The 267-nt window shown below is 62.2% G+C and carries 1 pseudogene; it reads left to right on the forward strand.

Annotated elements, in window-relative coordinates:
• Positions 1 to 267, forward strand: a pseudogene (locus NFX52_RS30550) (IS3 family transposase); the annotation flags it as partial.

Raw genomic sequence — 267 nt, forward strand, 5'->3', positions numbered from 1 at the left:
CGAGTGTCAAACGCACGCAGCGCGACTACACGCTGGCCTTTAAATTGGCGGTGGTGGAGCAGGTAGAAAAAGGCGAGCTCACGTACAAAGAGGCGCAGCAGCGCTACGGCATTCAGGGCCGCTCGACGGTGTTGGTGTGACTGCGCAAGCACGGTCGCCTGGGCTGGAGTCCTGCGGCATCATCCGCAGCCATGCCACTAGACAAGACCAAAGGACCGCTCACGCCCGAGCAGCAGATCAAGGCGCTGCAGGTGCAGCTCGAGCAGG

Source organism: Acidovorax facilis (genome assembly GCF_023913775.1).
In the GTDB taxonomy this organism is placed as follows: Bacteria; Pseudomonadota; Gammaproteobacteria; order Burkholderiales; family Burkholderiaceae_C; genus Acidovorax; species Acidovorax facilis.